At 48.0% G+C, this 15217-nt stretch carries 13 protein-coding genes; 5 read left to right on the top strand and 8 right to left on the bottom strand.

Translation table 11 applies throughout. The features are described 5' to 3' along the window. The first annotated feature begins 111 nt into the window (after window positions 1–111). On the top strand, window positions 112–1398 hold the full coding sequence (purD, locus tag WJT86_RS04530) for a phosphoribosylamine--glycine ligase (protein WP_346336334.1): 1287 nt from the start codon (window positions 112–114) through the stop codon (window positions 1396–1398). 37 nt (window positions 1399–1435) lie between these two features. Here the strand turns inward: purD and brnQ are convergent, their stop codons facing one another. From brnQ to WJT86_RS04495, 7 genes are all read right to left on the bottom strand, one after another. Then, the gene (gene brnQ, locus WJT86_RS04525; RefSeq protein WP_346336333.1) at window positions 1436–2746 is read right to left on the bottom strand and encodes a branched-chain amino acid transport system II carrier protein; all 1311 of its coding nucleotides are present in this window, start codon (window positions 2744–2746) and stop codon (window positions 1436–1438) included. 129 nt (window positions 2747–2875) lie between these two features. Further along, on the bottom strand, window positions 2876–3154 hold the full coding sequence (infA, locus tag WJT86_RS04520) for a translation initiation factor IF-1 (RefSeq protein ID WP_346336332.1): 279 nt from the start codon (window positions 3152–3154) through the stop codon (window positions 2876–2878). 207 nt (window positions 3155–3361) lie between these two features. After that, on the bottom strand, window positions 3362–4963 hold the full coding sequence (locus WJT86_RS04515; protein ID WP_346336331.1) for a peptide chain release factor 3: 1602 nt from the start codon (window positions 4961–4963) through the stop codon (window positions 3362–3364). Between the two features lie 95 nt (window positions 4964–5058). After that, a complete protein-coding gene (locus WJT86_RS04510) occupies window positions 5059–5253 on the bottom strand; it encodes a heavy-metal-associated domain-containing protein (protein WP_346336330.1) in 195 nt (64 codons plus the stop codon). A 63-nt stretch (window positions 5254–5316) separates the two neighbouring features. After that, on the bottom strand, window positions 5317–6483 hold the full coding sequence (locus WJT86_RS04505) for an ABC transporter permease (RefSeq protein WP_346336329.1): 1167 nt from the start codon (window positions 6481–6483) through the stop codon (window positions 5317–5319). Further along, window positions 6483–9227, bottom strand: a complete 2745-nt coding sequence (gene rbbA, locus WJT86_RS04500) for a ribosome-associated ATPase/putative transporter RbbA (RefSeq protein ID WP_346336328.1) — start codon at window positions 9225–9227, stop codon at window positions 6483–6485. Before rbbA ends, WJT86_RS04505 begins: the two co-directional genes overlap by 1 nt. After that, the gene (locus WJT86_RS04495) at window positions 9224–10261 is read right to left on the bottom strand and encodes an HlyD family secretion protein (RefSeq protein WP_346336327.1); all 1038 of its coding nucleotides are present in this window, start codon (window positions 10259–10261) and stop codon (window positions 9224–9226) included. Before WJT86_RS04495 ends, rbbA begins: the two co-directional genes overlap by 4 nt. Window positions 10262–10503: 242 nt before the next feature. Here WJT86_RS04495 and WJT86_RS04490 point away from each other — a divergent pair, with 242 nt between their 5' ends. The 4 genes from WJT86_RS04490 to WJT86_RS12280 all read left to right on the top strand — a co-directional run bounded on the left by WJT86_RS04490 (window position 10504) and on the right by WJT86_RS12280 (window position 13977). Further along, complete coding sequence (locus tag WJT86_RS04490; protein ID WP_346336326.1) at window positions 10504–12906, top strand: heavy metal translocating P-type ATPase; 2403 nt, start codon at window positions 10504–10506, stop codon at window positions 12904–12906. 2 nt (window positions 12907–12908) lie between these two features. Beyond that, window positions 12909–13301 carry a Cu(I)-responsive transcriptional regulator gene (gene cueR / locus WJT86_RS04485; RefSeq protein WP_346336325.1) on the top strand — a complete coding sequence of 131 codons (393 nt, stop codon included), beginning with the start codon at window positions 12909–12911 and terminating at the stop codon, window positions 13299–13301. Window positions 13302–13619: 318 nt separating this feature from the next. Beyond that, a complete protein-coding gene (locus WJT86_RS04480; protein ID WP_346336324.1) occupies window positions 13620–13835 on the top strand; it encodes a hypothetical protein in 216 nt (71 codons plus the stop codon). After that, window positions 13762–13977: a YHYH domain-containing protein gene (locus WJT86_RS12280; protein WP_407066909.1), complete on the top strand. Its 216-nt coding sequence runs from the start codon at window positions 13762–13764 to the stop codon at window positions 13975–13977. Before WJT86_RS04480 ends, WJT86_RS12280 begins: the two co-directional genes overlap by 74 nt. 653 nt (window positions 13978–14630) lie before the next feature. Here WJT86_RS12280 and WJT86_RS04475 read toward each other — a convergent pair. Then, the gene (locus WJT86_RS04475) at window positions 14631–15005 is read right to left on the bottom strand and encodes a VOC family protein (RefSeq protein ID WP_346336323.1); all 375 of its coding nucleotides are present in this window, start codon (window positions 15003–15005) and stop codon (window positions 14631–14633) included. Window positions 15006–15217: the final 212 nt, after the last annotated feature.

The raw sequence follows: 15217 nt of genomic DNA, 5'->3' as shown, positions 1-15217 counted from the left end.
TGGCTGGAGAGAAACATTCCCATATGACTTTGTATTATTTCTTAGAACTATGGGGCTACACGTCGGTTTGAAAATGCTTTAAGACCTCAGGAAGCTATTAGAGGGGAACTCATGAATATTCTGCTTATTGGTTCTGGTGGTCGTGAACACGCACTTGCCTGGGCAATCCAGCGTTCAGCTCAATGCGACAGGCTTTTTATTTCTCCCGGCAATCCCGGCACAGCCCAGTGCGGCGAGAACGTTGATCTTGATATCACCAATCATAAAGCCGTTATCATTTTCTGCCGGGATTACCAGATTGATCTGGTGGTGATCGGCCCTGAAGCCCCACTTGTTGATGGCCTCGTTGACAGCCTGAATTCAGCGCATATCCGTGCATTTGGTCCATCAAAGATTCCGGCCCAGCTCGAAGGCTCCAAAGCTTTTACCAAAGAACTCTGCACTGAGTTTAATATCCCAACCGCAGCCTATGCCCGGTTTGAAGCAGAAGAACGTGAAAGTGCTCTTGCCTATGTCCGCAAACAGGGCGCTCCGATTGTTATCAAAGCTGACGGCCTTGCTGCTGGGAAAGGCGTCGTCGTCGCCATGTCTCTGCCAGAAGCAGAAGCTGCCGTGAATGATATCCTTGGTGGTGGATTGGGTTCTGCAGGCGCATCCATCGTCATTGAAGAGTTTCTTGATGGTGAAGAAGCCAGCTTCTTTGCAATCTGTGATGGCACTACCGCCCTACCCTTCGGTACAGCGCAGGATCACAAACGCGTATTTGATGGAGACAAGGGCCCAAATACTGGTGGCATGGGCGCATATTCCCCTGCACCTGTTCTGGATAGCGCCTTACAGGCTCGTGTCATGAGTGAAATCATCATGCCAACAGTTGAAGGCATGAAATCCCGCGGCACACCTTATGTTGGCATCCTCTATGCCGGTTTGATGATCAATACTGATGGCGCACCCAAATTGATTGAGTATAACGCGCGCCTTGGTGATCCTGAATGTCAGGTGCTTATGCCGCGTCTGGAGAGCGATATCGTCACAGTACTGGCAGCAGCAGCAAATGGTCATCTTGATAAGGTCAAAATCACATGGAGTGACAAGGTAGCCTTAACAGTTGTTCTCGCCAATGAAGGTTATCCGGGGCCTGTCGAGAAAGGTTCAGAGATCAAAAACATTGAAGCCGCAGAAGCCCTTCCTGATGTGCTCGTCTTCCATGCCGGAACAGCCCTTCAAGGCGATAAGCTCGTCGCAACCGGCGGTCGTGTCCTTAACGTGACAGGTATTGGAAACAGTGTCTCGGAAGCCCAGAAAAACGCCTATGCCGCGATCAGCAAGATAGACTGGCCCAAGGGCTTCTGTCGTAAAGATATCGGATGGCGGGCGATTGCACGTGAACAGAAATAAGAAAAAGCCCTGCAATGATGCAGGGCTTTTTTATTTCTCAAATCATACGTGGCTTGAGTACTAATCTGTCAAACACAACGGCACAAACAAAGACCAGTAATGTCGGCAGAAGCCATGCCAGCCCTGAAGCCGCGAGAGGTAACGTATCGTACCAGAAGAGGCCCGTAAGCTTGAGAGGCTTGAGAGCATCAAAGATACCAAAAACAAGTGCTGTCAGCATAACGGATGAGAATACCAATGATGCATTACGGAAGAAACGCAAAATGAAACTCAAAACAACTAGCGCAATACAGGGCGGATAAATAGCTGTCAGGGCAAAGACTGAAAGTTCAATAATCTTGGTCAACCCGAGGTTGGAGACCATGAAGCCACAGACAGCCAAGATAACAACCATCAGCTTATAGGGAATATGACACAACTGTGAAAAGTAAGTGGCACATGCTGTCGTCAGGCCAATCGCTGTTACGACACAGGCCAATGTAATCAACCCGGCCAAGAACATATCACCGTAGACACCAAATGTATGACGCACATACATATGCAGAATGACAGCACCATTTTCAGCATTCGGGGCCAATGAATAGCTGTTATTCCCGAGTTTGAAGAGACTGATATAAATCAGGACAAAACCGACAAAAGCCATCATCCCGGCAATAGACGCATAACGGATAATCTGCCGTGTATCTGTAATATCACGAGAACGGATTGCGTTCACAATAACAATACCAAAAACAAGGGCACCCAGAGTGTCCATTGTCAGATAGCCGTCAGAAAATCCCTTTGCCATCGGCATGCTGGAATAGCTTGCTGCAATATCACCAACCGGCCCGGCTGGATATAGGAAGGCTGCAACACCAAGCAGTGCCAGCGCCAGAATTTTCAATGGCGACAACAGATTACCCAGAACATCCAGCAGTTTTGTAGGGTAAAGGGAGATCAGAATAGTGAAGAGAAAATAGCATGTGCTGTAAATGATCAGTGAATGGCCACCTGAGCCCTCACCCATAAACGGTAAAACACCAATTTCATAAGAGACTGTTGCAGTTCTTGGCACCGCGAAAAGTGGGCCAACCGAGAGGTAGCAAACAACCGCCAGAACTGTACTTGCAACTTTACCAATAGGTGCGCTGAGAGCCGTCATCTCTCCACCAACCTTGGCGAGAGCGATCACTGTTAAAATTGGCAGACCGACCGCGGTAATGAGAAAGCCAAACGCTGTTATCCAGACATTTGCTCCGGCTTGCAGACCAACAATTGGCGGATAAATAATATTCCCTGCCCCGACAAACAGCGACAGCGTCATGAAACCAAGGGCAATGATATCGCGCCCCTTCATTACGTCTTTCATTTTACTTCCAACAGATGTTCGCCGATATCTTTTATAGATAAACTTAAGCGAAAAGCCTTAGCAGCTTTTATATAAGATTTTGCGCCTGAAGTTTCCTACAGACGCAAACAACTCAAGCTGAACTGGGTATTAGCGACGGCGCTGAGGGCCACCACGCTGAGGAGGACGAGGCCCTGTTGGCCCACGGTCATCCTTATGACGGAAGATCAGACGACCCTTTTCAAGATCATAGGGAGACATCTCAACGGTCACGCGGTCACCTGCGAGGGTCTTGATGCGGTTCTTCTTCATCTTGCCTGCTGTGTAGGCAATAACCTCGTGGCCATTCTCCAGTTCGACGCGATAACGGGCATCAGGGAGAATTTCTGTTACCAGACCTTCAAACGTAATCAGCTCTTCTTTTGCCATAAACAACCTTTCGCACCAAACCGGTGCCTGACATGAACGGCACTATTATAGCAGAATGCACGTTCTTTGTTAAATCAGAAGCATAAAGCGGGCTTTGGCCCGAAACAGCAACTTATCGTTGACGCCTTTTAGCTTCATATAGGGTGTATCGGCAAGCCTGTTCTCTGAATGAGAAGTAATATTCCAGACTTAACCAGTCACTATTTGTTACTTCTCAGCCCGTTTTTGATAATCCTTCACGTCTGAGAACTCAATTTTGGGGAACCGTTCGGCCTCATACTGCAATGAGAACGGGCTTGTCGCCATGAAGACCGGAGCGCCATCCAGATCAGATGAAAGCGATGACCTGTGAGCAGCCATGAATTTATCAAGCTCTGCACTCTCACTACATGTCACCCAACGGCAGACAGTGAAGCGCACAGGCTCGAAAGCAATCGGCAGTGAATATTCAATACGCATACGCTCGGCCAGTACGTCGAGCTGAAGTGCACCAACAACACCTACAATTGCTGCAGAACCATCCTGAGGAATAAAGACCTGCACAACGCCTTCTTCAGCCATCTGCTGCAAGGCTTCACGAAGCTTTTTAGCCTTCATGGCATCCTGCAACTTAATGCGGCGCAGAATTTCAGGGGCAAAGCTTGGCACACCGCGGAACAGTATCTCTTCACCTTCTGTCAGTGTGTCACCAATACGCAATGTTCCGTGGTTTGGAATACCAACAACATCACCAGCATAGGCTTCATCAGCCAAGGCCCTGTCCTGCGCAAAGAAGAACTGGGGGGCACTCAAACTCATCTGTTTGCCAGTGCGAACCAGTTTTACCTTCATGCCACGAGACAGCTTGCCTGAGCAGACACGCATAAAGGCAATACGGTCACGGTGGTTTGGATCCATATTCGCCTGAATTTTGAAGACGAAGCCAGACATGTTCTTTTCGCGGGCCGAGATCATACGGCTATCAGCTTCCTGATCTCTTGGAGGCGGAGCAAGAGCTGCAATAGCATCCATCAGATCGCGAACACCGAAGTTTTTCAAAGCACTGCCGAAATAAACCGGTGTCAAATGCCCTTCAAGAAAAGCTTTATAGTCAAAAGGCTGGAGAGCTTCTGCTGCAAGCTCGGTTTCTTCACGCCATGTGGCGACATCACTGGCTGGCAGAAGTTTATCAAACAGCGCGTCTTCCGGACCACTGACAACCACATCCGCTTCACCTTCGTTAAAGTGGCGGACTTTCTTGTCCTGAAGGGAGTACGTTCCGGCAAAGCTTTTACCCTGCCCGATTGGCCAGGTCACAGGTGATGTATCAAGAGCAAGAGTCTTTTCAATCTCATCAAGCAGCTCAAACGGATTCTGGCTTTCACGATCCAGCTTATTGATGAAGGTAATGATCGGGATGTCTCGCATCCGGCAAACCTCGAACAGTTTGCGCGTACGATCTTCGATACCCTTAGCAGCATCGATAACCATGATCGCGGAATCAACAGCTGTTAAGGTGCGATAGGTATCTTCAGAAAAGTCTTCGTGGCCCGGGGTATCAAGAAGATTAAAAACGCAATCACCGTACTCAAATGTCATCACCGATGTGACAACAGAGATACCACGGTCTTTTTCAATGCCCATCCAGTCAGAACGGGTTGAGACGCGGTTGCGTTTGGCCTTAACTTCACCTGCCAGCTGAATGGCACCTCCAAACAGCAGGAACTTCTCGGTAAGCGTTGTCTTACCGGCGTCCGGGTGGGAGATGATGGCAAATGTTCTGCGGCGCGCGACCGGGTCAGACACGGGCCGATTATTCTGTTCACTCATGGGATCCGTTCAGTCTCTGCTTGAGCAGGAAAATCTCAAAGGGTGATGACGTGCTTTACCCTGCCCTGTCAAGTAGAAGCGAACAGATGAACGAGCTATTCTGGCGGAAAGCCACCTTTTTCCAGAGCCGCAACAACTTTATCCTTGGAAGCCTGCGTTTCAATGGAAAGCTTTTTAATACTCAGATCAGCTTCGACCTTGGCATCACTATCAAGAGACTGCACGATCTTTGTAATCGATTTAACACAGCCATTGCAGCACATGTCAGGAACGGTAAATTGCATAGACATAACCAAACTCCAAAATTGAGTGTATCGACTATAAACCTTCCAACGATAGTAAGGTCAAGACCACTAAGAGCTGGACAGAACTTTCCTGAAACGCATCAGCGAAACAGCAAAACAAAACACACCAATGGCAACGAGAGCAGTTAAACGTGGCCAAAGAATTGACAGGTCAGCCCCTCGGTAAAGGACACCTTGGGCAAAGGCGACGAATTGTGTCGTTGGCGAAACCTGTACCGCATACTGCAACCATTCTGGCATACTTTCCAGAGGTGTTGTTGAACCAGAGAGGAGATTGAGAACCACTAAAACCGGCATAATCAACAGACCGAACTGAGCCATGGATGTCGAGAATGTTGCCAGTAATATGCCAAGTGAGGCAATGGAAAACAGGTAAATAGACGAGCCAAAAACGAATAAGGGAATTGATCCGGCCACAGGCACGCCCATCCACCATTTTACAACAAAATTCAGCGATAAAGTCGCAGCCGTTACAATAACCAAGCCATTAGCCAGTACTTTGGCAAGCATGATTTCTGTTGGCAGAACGGGCATCACGAGCAGATGTTCGATAGTCCCATGTTCGCGCTCTCTAATCAGTGCTGCACCTGTCAGGATAATAGCCAGCATCGTGATGTTATTGATCACCTGCATCGCAGACGTAAACCATGATGATGTCAGGTTGGGATTAAATTTCGTTCGGACAACAACCTGTACTGGCATAGCCATTGTCGCTTCATCACGACTGAGAAACTTGCTGACTTCCGTACTGATGATTGACACGGCATAATTGGAGCCATTACCGGCCTGTGTCATTGCCGTTGCATCAATATTCAGCTGGACGGTCGGCTGATTGCCAGAAAGAACATCGGCCTCAAAGTTACTCGGAATATCAAGCACAAATACAAAACGGTTTGTATCCAGCGCATCGTCTATTTCCGTCGCGCTAATCTCGACAGGCTCCTTAAACAGCGGCTGAAGAAAAGCACCTTTAATCCGGTTGGAAAGAATGGACTGGTCTTCATCGACGATACCAATCGCCATATCGACCGCTTCCGTCTTGGCACCATTGGCGACCGCATAGATTGCATAGGTAAAGGTATAGATGATCAAGATAAGCAGGATCGGATCTGCCTTGATACTACGCAGCTCCTTGATGGACAGCCACAAGATATTGGCAATCTGCTCTTTAAATTCCTGCCAGCGTGATTTGGGCTGTTTTAGCGGTGCTGACATCATGCCTCCTGTTTCTTTAGAACAAGAGCAGAGGCAGTAATGAAGCCAATGGCAAATAGTATCAGAACAAAAAGATTGGGCCACAGGTCCATAAAGCCCAATCCTTTTGTGAAAGTCCCAATACTGATTGGCTGATACCAGGCTGCTGGAAATGCTAATCCAATCAGACGACCGCCACCTGAGAGCGATGCAACCGGCACAAGCAACCCAGAGAAATTAACTGCAGGAATGATCGTAATGATTGATGTCGCGAAGATGGCCGCTACCTGTGTCTTTGTGAAAGAGGAGACAAACAGACCAAATGCCGTTGTTGCCAGAATATAAAATATACTGCCGAGCAGCAGCAACAGGAATGAGCCCTTAACCGGAACACCAAACAAATAGATCGACAAAATCAGCAACAGGATAAAGCTCATGAAAGCAACAGTTGCATAGGGTACCTGCTTGCCGAGCAAGAACTCAAGGCGGGTTACGGGTGTAGACTGGAAGTTGGCAATAGAACCGCTTTCCTTCTCTCGGCCAACACTCACCGCTGACATGATGGCCGGTATCAAGACAAGCATCAACATGATCACGCTTGGAACAATTGCAAACACACTCTTGAATGCCTGATTATATCGAAAACGGGCTTCGATATCGATGGCCTGAGCTGAGGGCTTAACCTTACTTTCCTGAGATATATTCTGGATATATTCCTGTGCCAGACCGGTAACATAACCCTTTGTCGTTTCCGCTCTGAAAGGCATTGCACCATCGACTGAAACATTAATTTCAGGTTTGTTGTTAGTGATCAGATTCCTGCCGAAATCCGGTGGAATTTCTATGACAACACTCAGCTCACCACTTCGTAACCGCCGCTCCATCTCGTCGGTTGAACGGATGTCTGGACGCCTGACAAAATATCGAGAGCCTTCAAAACTCTCGACAATATTCCGGCTCTCAAGAGACTGGTCCTGATCATAAACGGCAAATGGCAGATTCTCGACATCGAATGAAATGCCATAGCCAAAGGTTACCATCAAAAGAACAGGGCCAAGCAGAGCAAATACCAGACGGATCGGGTCACGGATCAGCTCCATTGTTTCCCGGCGGGCATAGGCCCATAATCTGCCGAAATCAAAATACTTTGATTTCCCGGTATGGGTATTCTCTACTTCTTCAGTCGAGATGGCAGAGACATTCTGTTCTGTGTGGGCCTTATCGGCAGCAAGGGAAATACCGGCAGCATCGGCCAGATAAGAGATAAAGACTTCTTCTAAGGGCTTGCCGCCATTCTGTTGCGATAATTCTTCTGGCGACCCAACTGCCAATACCTTACCCGCATGCATCAAGGAGATGCGATCACACCGTTCAGCCTCATTCATAAAGTGAGTGGAAATGAAGATCGTAACATTTTCCTCACGAGACATCTGAATGAGATAACGCCAGAAAGAATCCCGTGCGACCGGGTCAACACCAGAAGTCGGCTCATCAAGGATAAGAACTTCCGGACGGTGAATAATGGCAACAGCCAACTGGAGACGCTGACGGATACCAAGTGGCAAGGCATCCGGCACTTCATTGGCGACATGGGCCAGATCGAAGCGTTCCATCAGCTCTTTAATACGCTGAGGTGCATCTTCTTTCGGCAGATGGAAGAGCTGCGCGTGGAGCTCGAGATTCTGAAAGACTGTCAGCTCACCATAAAGAGAGAATGCCTGAGACATATAGCCGACGCGATAACGCGTTTTCATATTTCGGGCATCCAGCACTTCACCGAACAGACGAGCTTCGCCCTCTGTTGCAGGCAAAAGGCCCGTCAGCATTTTCATGGTTGTGGATTTACCGCAGCCATTGGAGCCGAGAAATCCGAAAATTTCGCCTTCTGGAATTTTGAAGCTGACATGATCAACTGCGGTGAAACTGCCGAACCGACATGTCAGCCCTTCCGCTTCAATGGCAATACGATCATTACCGGTGCGCGGTGTAACGACAACCGGTTCATACCCAGCCCGTTCCTTTTCAGGCAACATGGCGATAAAGGCTTCTTCCAGCGTTTTACAGTTTGCCTGCTTCCGCACATCATCAGGAGATCCATGGGCGATGATCTCGCCATCATTCATTGCAGAGAGCCAATCAAAGTTCTCAGCCTCTTCCATATAGGCTGTCGCAACAATCACACTCATACCCGGGCGACGGGAGCGGATTGTATCAATCAAATCCCAAAACTGGCGTCGTGATAGCGGGTCAACGCCTGTGGTTGGCTCATCGAGAATGAGAAAATCCGGGTCATGTATCAAAGAACAGCACAAACTGAGCTTCTGCTTCATACCACCAGACAGTTTACCTGCCGGTCGATCTGCGAACGCCTCAAGATCCGTTGCCTTTAAAAGTTCAGAAATACGCGCACGACGCTCTTCATCACCCTGACCAAACAAGCGGCCAAAGAAATCAACATTCTCATAAACACTCAAGGTTGGGTAAAGATTACGGCCCAAACCCTGAGGCATATAGGCAACGCGCTCATAACATACCCGGCGGTGCTCAGATGATTTCATGTCACCATCCAGAACAGATACATCACCCGTCTGAATAGTTCTTACACCCGCCAAAATTGACAGGAGGGTCGACTTTCCGACACCATCCGGCCCAATCAGCCCTGTCATGCATCCGGCAGGAATATCAATGGTGATATCCTTGAGCGCTCCCGTCTTGCCGAAATTATGCGAGAGCCCCGTGATATGAGCGATCGCAGCCTGCTTCATTTCGGCAGCTTTATAGCAAGGTCAGTTGGCCAGTCAGCGTTACGCTCAACCATAACGTAGCCAAGTCCACGGACACCTGTTTTGACGTATTTCTCATATTCCTTCAGCAGGCCAGAATCGATCTGTATCTTGACCCGGAACATCAGCTTCTCACGCTCTTCCTGAGTCTCAACAGACTTCGGCGTGAACTGTGCATCAGCCGCAACGAAACTGACCTTGGCCGGGATGACGTACTCAGGTGCCGGGTCAAGAATAATCCGGGCCTCCTGACCAATTGCCAGACGCCCTGCATCCTTTGCAGGTAGAAAGATTGTCAGATACACATCTGTAAGATCAAGCAGTGTTGCAACACGCTGGCCTGCGCCAATAACCTCGCCTGTCCGAGCCAGTTTATACTGGATACGTCCATGACGTGGGGCCACCAGAACCATATCATTTACAACAGCTTTCAAACGGGCCACATCCGCTTCTGCCGCAATGATCGCTGAAATAGCCTGCCTCTGGCTTGCCTGAGCAGCTTCAAGTGCGGCCGTTGCAACCTTCATATTGTTGCGCCGCAGATCAAGCTGCTGGCCAGTAAAATGGCCATTCTTGTAAAGCTCTTCACCACGATCGAGTTCTGCCTTGGCGAAAGACTGATCACTCTCACGCTGAGCGATGGTTGCCTCAGCCTGAGCCTTGGATGCTTTTGCCTGCTGAACCTTGGCCTCAGCTCCCCTTAACTGGGCGACATATTCCGTATCATCAAGGCGAGCGATAACCTGACCGGCTTCAACAGTATCTCCCTCTTCAATATCAACGGAGAGGAGCTTACCTGCGTATTTTGCCGACACATCAATCTGCTGTGCTTCAATACGCCCATTGGATTTGGCAATCCCGGCTTCCGGGTCTTTTTTCCGAAGTCGATTGATCAGTGTTTCAAGTCTGGACTGAGCTTGGGCAGGTGTTGACGCGATCAGATAATCTGTACTGAAAAGTAAGCCTGTGCTCAATAGCGTAACGGCCATCAGATAAGAACGGTATTTAAAGCCCATAAACAACCTCCGGCCCAAAGCAACTTAAGCAAATTCGTATGCCTTTTATGACACTTTAAAACACCTAAGTTCAATAACTTATATTACAGATTAGTCTTTAAGCGTATCATGTCTGTGTCGGTCAGCACGATCTTGGCTGTTGGCCTTTATGACCTCCTGTGACATTTCCACCCAGAGATGCCTTGACCTTGACACAATGGGAAGGTTTATTAAGGAGGGGAAATATCCCGAAAGGTCATGTCATGTCTCAAACAGAAGCTGCAACAGATCACCTCTCCCTCAATATTGAGGGTATGACTTGCGCCTCTTGTGTACGCCATGTTGAAAAAGCAATTGCAACAGTTCCAGGCGTTGTGGATGTCAGTGTTAATCTGGCATTGGAGAAGGCAGACATCACAACTGAAACCGGCAAAGTTTCTGCTGACCAAATCGCTCAGGCAGTGAGTGATTCAGGTTATACACCGGTTGAAAACCAGACAGTTTTACTTATCACCGGGATGACGTGCGCCGCCTGCGTTTCACGTCTTGAAAAAGTTCTTTCCCGCGTTTCCGGTGTTACAAAAGCCAGTGTTAATCTGGCAAATGAAACAGCTACGATATCCTATTTCGGCGAAAACCTCCTGCCGCAACTCATTGATGCTGTTGAGGCAGCGGGGTTTGAAGCACGAGAAAAGCCTGCAGATCAAACGGGTTCTCCTCCCCTGCCAACAGACAGTCATGAGCAAAACCATCTGATTATTGGTGCTATTCTCAGTCTGCCTTTAGTCGCTCCTATGCTGGCAATGCCTTTTGGTATTGATTGGATGCTACCTGGATGGTTGCAATTTGTGCTCGCAACACCTGTTCAGTTCTGGCTTGGTTACAGGTTCTACCGTGGTGGCTGGAAAGCGCTGCGCAATGGTGTTGGCAACATGGATCTCCTAGTGGCACTCGGAACAAGTGCCGCCTACTTCCTGTCTCTCTATACATTGCTTTCAAGCCATGGAGATCATGGACATCTTTATTTTGAATCTTCAGCTGTGGTCATCACGCTTGTTCTGCTTGGCAAATATCTTGAAGCACGCGCCAAGCGTAAGACAGCCGATGCGGTACGCGCTCTCCTTGATCTCAAACCGGAAACCGTACGCGTCAGCCGTAACGGGCAGGAAATCGAAATCCCTGCATCAGAGGTTATCCTTGGCGATATCCTGCTCATCCGCCCGGGAGAGCGCGTCCCGACAGATGCCATCATTCAGGAAGGCGCCTCTGAATTCGATGAATCCATGCTGACGGGTGAAAGCCTGCCAGTCTATCGTGATATTGGTGAAAAGATCATCGGCGGTTCCTTAAACGGCTCCGGTTTTATTCAGGCTAAAGCTGCAGCGATTGGTTCTGACACAACGCTCGCCAAAATCATTAAACTGGTCGAAGGCGCTCAGAGTTCAAAGGCTCCAATTCAGAAGCTGGTTGATCAGATCGCCGCAATATTTGTACCCGTTGTTGTTGCGATTGCCGTTTTGACATTTGCAATCTGGTTCTTCCTGACAGGTGATGTAACACAGGCCTTGATGCCAGCTGTTGCCGTTTTGGTTATCGCCTGCCCCTGTGCGCTCGGACTTGCGACACCAACTGCAATCATTGCCGGTACGGGAGCTGCCGCACGGGCTGGCATTCTGATCAAGGATGCTGAAACGCTTGAACGCGCAACAGAAGTCAAAGCCGTTGCGTTTGACAAAACAGGCACATTGACCCTTGGCAAGCCCGAGCTTGTCACCCTGACATCCTTCACAGGTGACAGGGCTCAAAACCTTGGCCTCATGGCTGCCCTGCAATCTGGCTCTGAGCATCCTTTAGCCCGCGCCGTTCTCGCAACAGCAGAGGCAGAAAACATTTCAGCCGAAAAAGCAGAGAATGTGAAAGCCATAGCTGGCCGCGGTGTCTCTGGCACCATTAACGGCCAAACTTATATCATTGGCAATCAGAGGTATCTGGAAGAGAACAGTATCCCATTCGCTAATCTGGAAAAGGTAACGGATAATGAAACGAAACAGGGGCGCACCGTTTCATATCTGATTGCAAATACAACCCAGCCGGAAGTCATTGCTCTCATGGCTTTTGCCGATACACCACGCCCATCAGCAAAGAGCGCAATTGCCAAGTTACATCGTAAACATATTTCGGCGGTCATGGTCACAGGTGATAATCCTGACAGCGCCCGCAACATTGCAGATGACCTTGGCATTGATCAGGTCAAAGCCAATGTTCTGCCAGAAGAAAAGGCAGAGATTATTGATAGCCTGAAGCAGCAATACGGACAGGTTGCAATGGTCGGTGATGGCATCAATGATGCCCCCGCCCTTGCAACAGCCGACCTCGGAATTGCTATGGGTTCCGGCACGGATGTCGCCATTGCAGCAGCTGGCATAACCTTGATGCGTTCAGACCCTTCAAGTGTTGCAGATGCTCTGGATATTGCCAGCCGGACACGCAGTAAAATCCGTCAGAACCTGTTCTGGGCATTCATCTATAATGTCGCCGGCATTCCACTTGCAGCCCTCGGCCTGCTCAACCCGGTTTTTGCTGGCGCTGCCATGGCTGCATCAAGTGTCTGTGTTGTTTCCAATGCCCTGCTCTTACGGCGCTGGAAACCTGAGCAGGGAGAATAACCATGCGTATCGGAGAAGCTTCCAAACAAAGTGGCGTCAGTGCCAAAATGATCCGTTATTATGAGTCCATTGGTCTCCTCACACCAGCACAGCGACATACAAATGACTATCGTGATTTCGATATGTCAGACATCCACACCTTACGTTTCATCCACCGTGCACGGTCGCTTGGTTTCTCCATTGAGGAAATAGGTAAACTTATTAGCCTGTGGCGCAATCGTGAGCGCTCAAGTCGGGAGGTCAAGGCAATTACCGAGACACATATCCATGACCTGAAACAACGCATTCAGGCCATGCAGGAAATGGTCGACACCCTCGAACACCTCTCCTGCCACTGCCACGGCGATGACAGACCGGATTGCCCGATACTGGAAGGCTTAAGTAATCACTCGTAAAACAAACATATCTACTCATAACATAGACAGCGCCCACGGCATAATTACTGACTTAATATTAATTAACTAAACCGCCACAACAAAGCGTCTATTCAGACTCTATAATTACAGAGTTTCCTTCCTCATTAATTCCTTCCCAGTAAAAACTATAACTGGAATCAACAAGAGCGCATACAGCGGTCTATTTCATGGAATTCCTCGTAAGAGCGCTTTAGCAAAATACACCATACTTAATTGTATAATATATTTTCATAATCGTATATTGAAAGACTCTTTCAAATAGAATATATTTCTCCAGCATAATCGCAGGAGGGAAATATGTGGAAATCATTGATTGTAGCTGGTGGGTTAGTTTTAGCTTCTACAGTAGCTGGCAATAGCGCTCTCTTCACAGAAAAGAGTGCACCCAATAATATTACCGTAAGCTCTGATAAGGGATCCTATCAAGAGGCGCGTACACATGTTCGCAGTCATTACCGTCGCACGAAGTCAGGTGGAAAGACGCGCGTCCGTTCCCATTATCGTCGTCGCTGATAGGGATATCATGAAGCAGATTGCAGCAATTATCCTCTCACTGATAGCCCTTACTTCAATAGCAGCCGCACACCCTGGAGGCTTGAATAGCGAGGGTTGCCACAATAATCGTAAGACAGGTGGTTACCACTGTCACCGATGAGAATAATAATTAAGTCTTGCTGCAGTGAGGCTTAATTACTTTAAATCCCAGCCCACTACCATATTATTTTCAAATTTTACTCTTGTTTTATATCGGCCTTTGCCAAACCTATGGTATTTGAAGACATAAGTTTCTTTTGTCTTATAAACTTTATGGTCGCAATCTTCAGGAATCCCTAGGCTGTCAAGGAGCATTTCGAAAGTCATGCCTTGCCATATTTGTTGCGCCATTATTAGTTCAACAATTTCTGCATCTTCGTATTTGTCTATTAATTCTTTACGCCGCTTTTATCGGATAATTACGGCAAAATTTGTATGCGCAGATAATAAGAGCAATCAATCCAAAAAATTGCCAAGTTGTCATGAATTTTCCCTCATAAATAAAACTTAGTATCAGGGAATATTTTTCCACCAGCAAGCAAAATATTTATTAGGAATACCATCAACGCAAAATCGGTTCAAATAGCAAACAAGACCTGTCACCAACGACGAAGAAATTATGTCTACTTTATCTATACCAGGGCCTATTGGTTCGTTGTATTCACCTTATGTTTAGCGACTTATTTCTCGTTATATAGGGAACTGTTGAACTAAGACTAAAAAAGGCACTCCATTGAGTGCCTTTTACATATGCCATCTACTTGTTTAACCGTCTCACCCCTGCGGGAAATGAAATACGTTCAGCTTGTTACCATCAAGATCACGGAAATAGGCTGCATAGAATCCACCACCACGATCACCGGGCTTACCCTCGTCGCTACCGCCAAGCTCCAGAGCCTTCTTGTAAACAGCATCAACCTTCGCCGGGCTATCGACATTCAGGGCAACCATGACACCATTACCAACCGTTGCGGGCTGCTTGTCATATGGCTTGATGATGGAGAGACTGGTTACATTGAAATCAGGCCCCCAGGCAACAAAGCTATCCGTTTCCATGACACGCTTCGCACCAACCTGCTCCAGCAGTTTATCGTAAAACGCAACCGCACCATCAAAATCATTCGTCCCTAAGGTAATATAACCAATCATAATGAAATCCCCTTTTTGTATAAACCTCAACACTATTACGCATGCAGAAATTTACAACAACAAACTCATGCATTCTGAAAGAGACTTCAAAGACTTATGGAACGAACATAATTTCTCTAACAGAAGCTAAAGCATACCCACCTCATTTGGGTGCTTACCTCAACCACTTGGCTCACGTAATGTCCTGTATGGGGGTTTGGTCACCCCTCATT

Source organism: Hohaiivirga grylli (assembly GCF_039655745.1).
Classification (GTDB): domain Bacteria; phylum Pseudomonadota; class Alphaproteobacteria; order Rhizobiales; family Beijerinckiaceae; genus Hohaiivirga; species Hohaiivirga grylli.
Note: the sequence above shows the minus strand (reverse complement) of the source record. Positions and strands in the feature narration are given on the sequence as shown.

Bases quoted from the DNA above. Each gene is read 5' to 3' on its own strand.
- purD (WP_346336334.1), top strand. From the start codon at position 112: ATGAATATTCTGCTTATTGGTTCTGGTGGTCGTGAACACGCACTTGCC.
- WJT86_RS04510 (WP_346336330.1), bottom strand. From the start codon at position 5,253: ATGTCTATGCAATTTACCGTTCCTGACATGTGCTGCAATGGCTGTGTT.
- WJT86_RS04505 (WP_346336329.1), bottom strand. From the start codon at position 6,483: ATGTCAGCACCGCTAAAACAGCCCAAATCACGCTGGCAGGAATTTAAA.
- WJT86_RS04495 (WP_346336327.1), bottom strand. From the start codon at position 10,261: ATGGGCTTTAAATACCGTTCTTATCTGATGGCCGTTACGCTATTGAGC.
- brnQ (WP_346336333.1), bottom strand. From the start codon at position 2,746: ATGAAAGACGTAATGAAGGGGCGCGATATCATTGCCCTTGGTTTCATG.
- rbbA (WP_346336328.1), bottom strand. From the start codon at position 9,227: ATGAAGCAGGCTGCGATCGCTCATATCACGGGGCTCTCGCATAATTTC.
- WJT86_RS04480 (WP_346336324.1), top strand. From the start codon at position 13,620: ATGTGGAAATCATTGATTGTAGCTGGTGGGTTAGTTTTAGCTTCTACA.
- WJT86_RS04490 (WP_346336326.1), top strand. From the start codon at position 10,504: ATGTCTCAAACAGAAGCTGCAACAGATCACCTCTCCCTCAATATTGAG.
- cueR (WP_346336325.1), top strand. From the start codon at position 12,909: ATGCGTATCGGAGAAGCTTCCAAACAAAGTGGCGTCAGTGCCAAAATG.
- WJT86_RS04515 (WP_346336331.1), bottom strand. From the start codon at position 4,963: ATGAGTGAACAGAATAATCGGCCCGTGTCTGACCCGGTCGCGCGCCGC.
- WJT86_RS12280 (WP_407066909.1), top strand. From the start codon at position 13,762: ATGTTCGCAGTCATTACCGTCGCACGAAGTCAGGTGGAAAGACGCGCG.
- WJT86_RS04475 (WP_346336323.1), bottom strand. From the start codon at position 15,005: ATGATTGGTTATATTACCTTAGGGACGAATGATTTTGATGGTGCGGTT.
- infA (WP_346336332.1), bottom strand. From the start codon at position 3,154: ATGGCAAAAGAAGAGCTGATTACGTTTGAAGGTCTGGTAACAGAAATT.